The organism is Bradyrhizobium sp. PRIMUS42 (genome assembly GCF_023006515.1).
Taxonomy (GTDB): Bacteria; Pseudomonadota; Alphaproteobacteria; order Rhizobiales; family Xanthobacteraceae; genus Bradyrhizobium.
This window is the reverse complement of sequence record NZ_JALBGZ010001676.1, coordinates 1-223: the sequence shown is the minus strand read 5'-3', so window position 1 is coordinate 223 and position 223 is coordinate 1. Positions and strand designations below refer to the sequence as shown.

The 223-nt window shown below is 64.1% G+C and carries 1 pseudogene; it reads left to right on the top strand.

The features are described from left to right. Positions 1-223 (top strand): annotated as a pseudogene (locus tag MOV75_RS42245) (electron transfer flavoprotein subunit beta/FixA family protein); the annotation flags it as partial.

Here is a 223-nt window from a genome sequence, read left to right as displayed (position 1 = left end):
AAAGCCGAAGGCAGCGTCGAGCCGCTCGCGGTCGCCAAGATCCTGAAGAAGGTCGCGGACGAAGAGCAGCCCGGCCTGATCATCCTCGGCAAGCAGGCGATCGACGACGACTGCAACCAGACCGGCCAGATGCTGGCCGCGCTGCTCGGCTGGTCGCAGGCGACGTTTGCCTCGAAGCTCGAGGTCGAAGGTTCTGACTTCAAGGTCACCCGCGAAGTCGATG